Raw genomic sequence first — 6,431 nt, 5'->3', positions numbered from 1 at the left:
GTCGCGCTGGCCACCGCGGCGGTGATCGCCCACGCCGTGGTCAGCCCGCGGTCGCCGACCGCGCGCGTGCTCGGGCTGCTGCCGCTGGTGCTGATCGGGCGGATCTCGTACGGCCTCTACCTCTGGCACTGGCCGATCTTCGGCTGGCTGACCGCGGACCGCACCGGGGTGACCGGGCTCCCGCTGCTCGGCCTGCGGCTGGTCACGGTGTTCGCCGTGGCCACCGCCTCCTACCTCCTCGTCGAGCGACCGATCCGGACCGCGCGCTGGACCCGCCGCCGGCCCCGGCTCAGCGCGACCGCCGGGGTGAGCGCGGCGCTGGCCACCGCGCTGGTCGCGACGCTGCTGACCGTGCCGCCGCCGGCCCGGCCGGTGCCGCAGATCGCGCTGGACACGCGGCCCGGTCCGGCCGCCTCGGCCAGTGCCACGCCGCCGATCCAGCGGGCGGGCCGCACACCCGGCGCCCTGCCGCGGATCGCGTTCATGGGCGACTCGGTCTCCTGGTCGCTCGGCACGTACCTGCCCAAGCAGGACAAGCTCCAGGTGACGGCGCGCGGCGTGCCCGGGTGCGGGATCGCCCGGCTGCCCGAGATCATCTATGTGGGGTCGCCGCACCCGAACTACCCGGGCTGCGACAAGTGGGACCAGCGCTGGCAGCGCAACATCCGCACCGACGACCCGGACGTGGCGGTGATCCTGCTGGACCGGTGGGAGCTGATGGACCGCAAGCTCAACGGCCGCTACCAGCACGTCGGGCAGCCGGAGTTCGACGCCTACCTGGCCAGGGAGCTCAACCGGGCGATCGACGTCGTCGCTGCCCGCGGTGGGCACGTGGTCGTGCTGACCGCGCCGTACACCCGGCGGGCCGAACGCCCGGACGGCGGCCTGTGGCCCGAGGACGATCCGGCCCGGGTCGACGCGTGGAACCGGCTGCTGACGGCCACCGCCGCGCAGCGCCGCGCCACGGTGCTCGACCTCCGGACCGTGGTCTGCCCGGACGGCCGGTTCACCTGGGACGCGGGCGGCGTCCGGATCCGCAGCGACGGCCTGCACTTCACGCCGGAAGGCGTACAACAGGTGATCGCTCCGTGGTTGTTGCCCCAACTCGCCCGCATCGCCCGGACCGGCGCATAGATCCGGCCACAGCGGGCACACGCTTCCAATGAAGGCTCTGACTTGGCAAGGAACGGCGAAAGTGGCCGTGGAGTCCGTTCCCGACCCGAAGATCCAGGAACCGACAGACGCGATCGTCCGCCTGACCTCGACCGCCATCTGCGGCTCCGACCTGCACCTCTACGACGTGCTCGGCCCCTACCTCGAACCCGGCGACGTGCTCGGGCATGAGCCGATGGGGGTCGTCGAGGAGGTGGGCGCGGGAGTCACCAACATCGCACCCGGCGACCGGGTGGTGGTGCCCTTCAACATCGCGTGCGGCACCTGCTGGATGTGCGAGCGTGGCAACTTCGCACAGTGCGAGACCACCCAGGTCCGCGAGTACGGCAAGGGTGCGGCGCTGTTCGGCTACACGAAGCTCTACGGGCACGTGCCCGGCGGGCAGGCGGAGTACCTGCGGGTGCCGCAGGCCCAGTTCGGACCGATCAAGGTGCCGGAGGGCACCCCGGACGAGCGCTTCCTGTTCCTGTCCGACGTGCTGCCGACGTCGTGGCAGGCGGTGCGGTACGCGGACGTGTCGCCCGGCTCGACGGTCGTCGTGATCGGACTCGGGCCGATCGGGCAGATGACAGCGCGGGTGGCCCGATATCTCGGTGCGGAGCGGGTGCTGGCGGTGGAGAGCGTGCCCGAACGGATCGAGATGGCGAAGCGGCACGGCATCGAGGTGATCGACAACAGCACGGTCGACGACGTACCCGGTGCGATCATGGATCTGACCAGCGGCCGCGGTGCCGACGGCGTGATCGACGCGGTCGGCATGGAGGCGGAGCAGTCGCCGATGCAGGAGTTCGCGCAGCGGGCGACGGGCCTGTTGCCGGACGCCGTGGCCCGCAAGGCGATGGAGACCGTCGGCGTCGACCGGATGGCGGCGTTGAAGACCGCGTTCGCCTGCGTACGCCGCGCGGGCACCGTCTCGATCATCGGTGTGTACGGCGGCCAGGCGGACCCGTTCCCGATGCTGGACCTGTTCGACAAGGGCATCACGATCCGGATGGGCCAGGCGCACGTGCACCGCTGGGTCGACGAGATCATGCCGGCGCTGATCGGCGACGGTGACCCGCTGGGCGTCGAGGACCTGACGACCCACCAGCTGCCGCTGGACGACGCGCCGCGCGCGTACGACATGTTCAAGAACAAGGAGGACGGCTGCATCAAGGTGGTCCTCAAGCCTTAGCCTTCGTCGCTGCCGTCATCAGGAGTGGGATGACGAGCAACGGTGGCTGGGTCAACCGGTCCGGGGCGTCGCCGGCGATCCGGCTGAGGAACAGCGCCGCCAGGTCCGGCGTCGTGATCACCTCGTGGTGTGCGGTCGTGCTGATCTCGGTGAACCCCTGTGCGCGGAGCAGAGCCGGTGCCTGGCGGGCGGCGAAGCCGGCGTTGAGCTGGTCGGTGCGCGCGTGGATGACCTGTCGCATGGCCGCCGGGTCGTCGCCGGCGATGATGATCGCGTCCCACTCGATGTCGACCACGACGACGCGACCGCCCTCGGTCAGGACCCGGTGGGCCTCGGCCAGCGCCCCAGCCGGATCGGGCAGGTCGTGGAGGACCTTGTCGGAGCGGTAGCCGGCCAGCTCGCCGTCGGCGAACGGCAGGTCGAGGGCGTCGGCGACGCGGAAGCGGCCGTGGGTGTGGCGTTGCCATGCGACCTCGACCATCGCCGGGTCGTGGTCGACGCCGGTCGCGACCGCGCCGCGGTCGGCGAGCTCCGCCACGGCGCGGCCGGTGCCGCAGCCGACGTCGACCACCTGGTCGCCGGGCCCCAGCCGGAGCAGGTCGTAGCTGTGTTCGCGGAGCCGCCGCGCCTCGGGCAGCGTCTCGAAGCGGTCCAGGGCGGTGAGGAAGCCGGGTGCGATCGTCATGATGGGAGCATGCGAGTTCAGGTCGACCTGAAGTCAACCATCGCGATCGGCGACCTCGCCGCCCGGTTCGGGCTGGCCACCCACGTGCTGCGGCACTGGGAGGAGATGGGCCTCCTGACGCCGGAGCGGACGTCGGCGGGGCGGCGGCGCTACACGGGACGGGACGTCGAGCGGGTCGCCGCGATCCTGCTGGCGAAGGACGCGGGGCTGGGTCTGGCGGACATCCGCGACCTGCTCGTGGCGGCAGGCCCGGAGCGCCGGGCGGCGTTCCGCGCGCACCGGGACGCGGTCGACGCACAGATCCTGGCGCTGCGAACGGCCCGGGAGATGCTCGACCACGCGGCGCGCTGCCCGGCCGACGACTGGACGACCTGCCCGCATTTCCGGGCGGAGGTCAGGCGAAAAGCCGATCCAGGTGGTAGTTGAGGATCGCGGTGGCGGCCGCGCCGTCGCGCTGGCCGCCGAGCACGCTGGAGCCGAGGCCGTTGGTGAGCGCGAGCAGCCCGGCGGCGACGGTCGCGGGCTCGTGGCCCGGGTCCAGCTGCCCGTCCTCCTGCGCCTTGGCCAGCTGGCCGGCGAGGAAGCGCTCGAGCAGGTCGGGGTAGGTGGCGCCGTGTTCCTGTGCGAGCTTGGGCTCGGCCAGGGCGAGGGCGTAGTAGGCGGCGTAGGTGCGGGTGAGCCGGCGGCCCTCGGCGTCGGTGGGCAGCACGGCGGTCAGCGTCCCGGCCACGACGCCGCGCGGGGTGGGCGGTCGCGGGATGTGCCGCTCGACGCGGGCGGAGAGCTCCTCGCCGAGGTATTTCAGGCCGGCCAGGAGCAGCTCGTCCTTGGTGTGGAAGTAGTACTGCACGAGGCGCAGCGAGACGCCGGCCTCGGCGGCCACCTCGCGCATGCTGGCGGCCTGCAGCCCGCGGGTGTCGGCGATGCGCAGGAGGGCGGCACCGATCTCGCGGCGGCGCTGGTCGTGGTCGACACGCTTGGGCACGCTTTCATGATACGCTCGTATCAAATAAAAGTCGCGGCGAAGGGTGTCGACGTGACCATCAGCGTGTTCACCAGCCCGAAGGCCAGGACCACGTTCCAGACGCTGTACGCTTCGGCGTTCGCTCGACTGTGGCCGGTCCCGTACACAGAGGTCATGCTGCCGACCTCCTACGGCGTGACCCGCGTCTACCGTTCGGGCCCGCCGTCGGGCATCCCGTTCGTCCTGCTGCCGGGCGCGGGCGGCAACTCCCTCATGTGGCACCGGCACGTGGCCGCGCTGGCCGCCGACCGCCCGGTCATCGCCGTCGACACGATCGGCGAGCCGGGCGGCTCGGTCCAGGACCGCCCCATCGGCGGCGGCGACGACCTGGTGGCCTGGCTGGGCGAGGTGTTGTCCACACTGGACATCCCCCGCGCGCACCTCGTCGGTTGCTCCTACGGCGGCTGGATCGCGCTGCGGTCGGCGGACCGGGCCTCGTCGATCTCACTGCTCGACCCGGCGGGCCTGGGCCGCGTGACGCCGGGCTTCCTCGCGTGGGTGATCGCCGGCGGCCTGGCGGCGCTGCTGCCGGCGGGGGTCCGCCACCGCCTGGCGGGCGTGCTGCACAACGCGACGCTGCGCGACGACGAGCTGATGCCGCTGCTGCGCGCGAGCATGGGCTTCCGCCGCCGCCTGCCGGTCCCGCCGCCGCTGACGGACGAGGCATTGCGGGCGCTGGCCGGGGTGCCGCTGCTGGTCCTGCTCGGCGCCCGCAGCCAGCTGTACGACGCGAACACGGTCGCGACGCGCCTACGCACGCTGCTGCCGGCCGCCCGGGTGGAGGTGGTCCCGGGCGCGAGCCACGACCTCCCGGTCCACTCCCCCGACCTGGTGGTGGACCGCATCCGCACGTTCACCGCCTCATGACACTGCGGGTCATCGGCGTGCCGAGCAGCGCCGGGGCACACGCGCCCGGCGTCGAGGGCGGCCCCGCCCACCTGCGGCGGGCGGGCCTCGTGGAGGCCCTGACGTCGGCGGGCGTGTCGGCCCACGACAACGGCGACCTACCGCCGTCGTTCTTCGGCACCCCCCGGTCCCCGTCGGGCGCCCGCAACCTCCCGGCGGTCGCGGCGACCGTGCACCAGGCCGCGTCGGCGGTCGCCGCGGGCGAGATCCCGGTCCTGCTGGGCGGCGAGTGCACTCTCGTGCTGGGAGCGGCACGCGCCCTCCCACCGGCATCTTCCACCTGGACGGCGACGCGAACCTCGACGTGCCCGGGGACGGCTGGGGCGTCCTCGACAGCTGCGGGGTGGCCCACCTGCTCGGGGAGGGCGACCCGGCCCTGACCGGCGACCTGCGGGGAGCCGACATCGCGCTGTTCGGCTTCCACCCGGCGCAGCGGTCGGCGGGCCAATGGCATCGCCTGGCCCGCCCGATCACGGTGCCGGCCCCGGACGTGCCCGACGGCACGGCCCGCGATTCCGCGCGGCGCGCCCTGGCGTCCCTGGGCTCCCGGCCGGCGCTGCTGGCACACCTTCGACGTGGTCGACTACGCGTCATTCCCACTGGCGGACTGCCCGCGGTACCACGGAGGCCTGTCACTGTCGGACACCATGGCGGCGCTGGAGGTGGCGGTCGCCCGGCCGGAGCTGGCTTGTCTCACCATCACCGAGGTCAACCCCGGCCACGATCCGTCGGGTGCGCTCGCACGACGCCTTGTCGAGGAATGGGCGGCCGCGGTCGCGAAGGGTCTGTCTGCTTGACCGGGCCGCGGGCAATGGCTCGCCGCGGCAGCTTCGCACGAGCCGCCACGTGCCGACCAGGCCATGGAACCAGGACGTCCTCGTTCAGGGGCGGCCGCGATCGCGAAGGGTCTCCCTGCTTGACCGGGCCGCGGGCAATGGCTCGCCGCGGCAGCTTCGCACGAGCCGCCACGTGCCGATCAGGCCACGGAACCACGACGTCCTCGTTCAAGGGGCAGCCGCGGTCACGCCGGGTCTCCCTGCTTGACCCGGCCGCGGGCAAAGGCTGCTTCGCCCGAGCCGCCACGTGCCGATCAGGCCATAGAACCAGGACGTCCTCGTTCAGGGGGCGGCCGCGGGCCTCTCCTCGACCGCGCCGCGGGCAGCCAACTGACCAGCAGCCTCGGCCGCGTCGTAACCGCGTGCCGATCAGGCCACGGAACCACGACCTGCTCCTTCAGAGGGCGGCCGCGATCGCCGAAGGCCCCTCCTCGACCGCGCCGCGGGCAGCCAACTGACCAGCAGCCCCGGCCACGCCGTAACCGCGTGCCGATCAGGCCATCAGCTGCTCACCCTCCACCTCTCGTGCGGCGCTTCGCCGGAGCTTTAGCCGTCGGGAGCGATCTCGCGGGCGCGACGTGGCGCCGCCGTACCGGTCCGCGACGTCGATCAGGGCGGCCCGGTGCGCGGGAT

General features: G+C 73.0%; 8 protein-coding genes. 6 read left to right on the top strand and 2 right to left on the bottom strand.

From position 1 onward, the window contains the following. On the top strand, positions 1 to 1,134 hold a 1,134-nt coding region (locus AB0H87_RS35950), incomplete at its 5' end, for an acyltransferase family protein (RefSeq protein WP_360156279.1). A gap of 28 nt (positions 1,135 to 1,162) precedes the next feature. Next, on the top strand, positions 1,163 to 2,347 hold the full coding sequence (locus AB0H87_RS35945) for a zinc-dependent alcohol dehydrogenase (RefSeq protein ID WP_360156276.1): 1,185 nt from the start codon (positions 1,163 to 1,165) through the stop codon (positions 2,345 to 2,347). Here AB0H87_RS35945 and AB0H87_RS35940 read toward each other — a convergent pair. After that, entirely contained in the window at positions 2,337 to 3,032 is a 696-nt protein-coding gene (locus tag AB0H87_RS35940) for a methyltransferase domain-containing protein (RefSeq protein ID WP_360156273.1), read from the bottom strand. The two genes, AB0H87_RS35945 and AB0H87_RS35940, sit on opposite strands and share 11 nt — an antisense overlap. Before the next feature lie 9 nt (positions 3,033 to 3,041). Here AB0H87_RS35940 and AB0H87_RS35935 point away from each other — a divergent pair, with 9 nt between their 5' ends. Next, on the top strand, positions 3,042 to 3,458 hold the full coding sequence (locus tag AB0H87_RS35935; protein ID WP_360156270.1) for a MerR family transcriptional regulator: 417 nt from the start codon (positions 3,042 to 3,044) through the stop codon (positions 3,456 to 3,458). Here AB0H87_RS35935 and AB0H87_RS35930 read toward each other — a convergent pair. Continuing rightward, complete coding sequence (locus tag AB0H87_RS35930) at positions 3,427 to 4,017, bottom strand: TetR/AcrR family transcriptional regulator (protein ID WP_360156267.1); 591 nt, start codon at positions 4,015 to 4,017, stop codon at positions 3,427 to 3,429. The genes AB0H87_RS35935 and AB0H87_RS35930 overlap by 32 nt on opposite strands. 51 nt (positions 4,018 to 4,068) lie before the next feature. On the opposite strand from AB0H87_RS35930, the gene AB0H87_RS35925 reads away from it, so the two are divergent. The 3 genes from AB0H87_RS35925 (at position 4,069) to AB0H87_RS35915 (ending at position 5,759) form a co-directional block, all read left to right on the top strand. Beyond that, entirely contained in the window at positions 4,069 to 4,923 is an 855-nt protein-coding gene (locus AB0H87_RS35925; protein ID WP_360156264.1) for an alpha/beta fold hydrolase, read from the top strand. Continuing rightward, complete coding sequence (locus AB0H87_RS35920) at positions 4,920 to 5,342, top strand: arginase family protein (protein WP_360156261.1); 423 nt, start codon at positions 4,920 to 4,922, stop codon at positions 5,340 to 5,342. Before AB0H87_RS35925 ends, AB0H87_RS35920 begins: the two co-directional genes overlap by 4 nt. Before the next feature lie 267 nt (positions 5,343 to 5,609). After that, positions 5,610 to 5,759, top strand: coding sequence for a hypothetical protein (locus AB0H87_RS35915; protein ID WP_360156258.1), 150 nt, complete (start codon positions 5,610 to 5,612; stop codon positions 5,757 to 5,759). Positions 5,760 to 6,431 lie beyond the last annotated feature (672 nt).

The organism is Asanoa sp. NPDC050611 (assembly GCF_040654855.1).
Lineage (GTDB): Bacteria > Actinomycetota > Actinomycetes > Mycobacteriales > Micromonosporaceae > Asanoa.
The sequence above is the reverse complement of the archived record's forward strand: the minus strand, read 5'-3'. Positions and strand labels throughout refer to the sequence as shown.

What these genes read in the sequence shown, in the direction of transcription:
- AB0H87_RS35945 (WP_360156276.1), top strand. Translation starts at nt 1,163, where the DNA reads ATGAAGGCTCTGACTTGGCAAGGAACGGCGAAAGTGGCCGTGGAGTCC.
- AB0H87_RS35940 (WP_360156273.1), bottom strand. Translation starts at nt 3,032, where the DNA reads ATGACGATCGCACCCGGCTTCCTCACCGCCCTGGACCGCTTCGAGACG.
- AB0H87_RS35935 (WP_360156270.1), top strand. Translation starts at nt 3,042, where the DNA reads ATGCGAGTTCAGGTCGACCTGAAGTCAACCATCGCGATCGGCGACCTC.
- AB0H87_RS35920 (WP_360156261.1), top strand. Translation starts at nt 4,920, where the DNA reads ATGACACTGCGGGTCATCGGCGTGCCGAGCAGCGCCGGGGCACACGCG.
- AB0H87_RS35915 (WP_360156258.1), top strand. Translation starts at nt 5,610, where the DNA reads ATGGCGGCGCTGGAGGTGGCGGTCGCCCGGCCGGAGCTGGCTTGTCTC.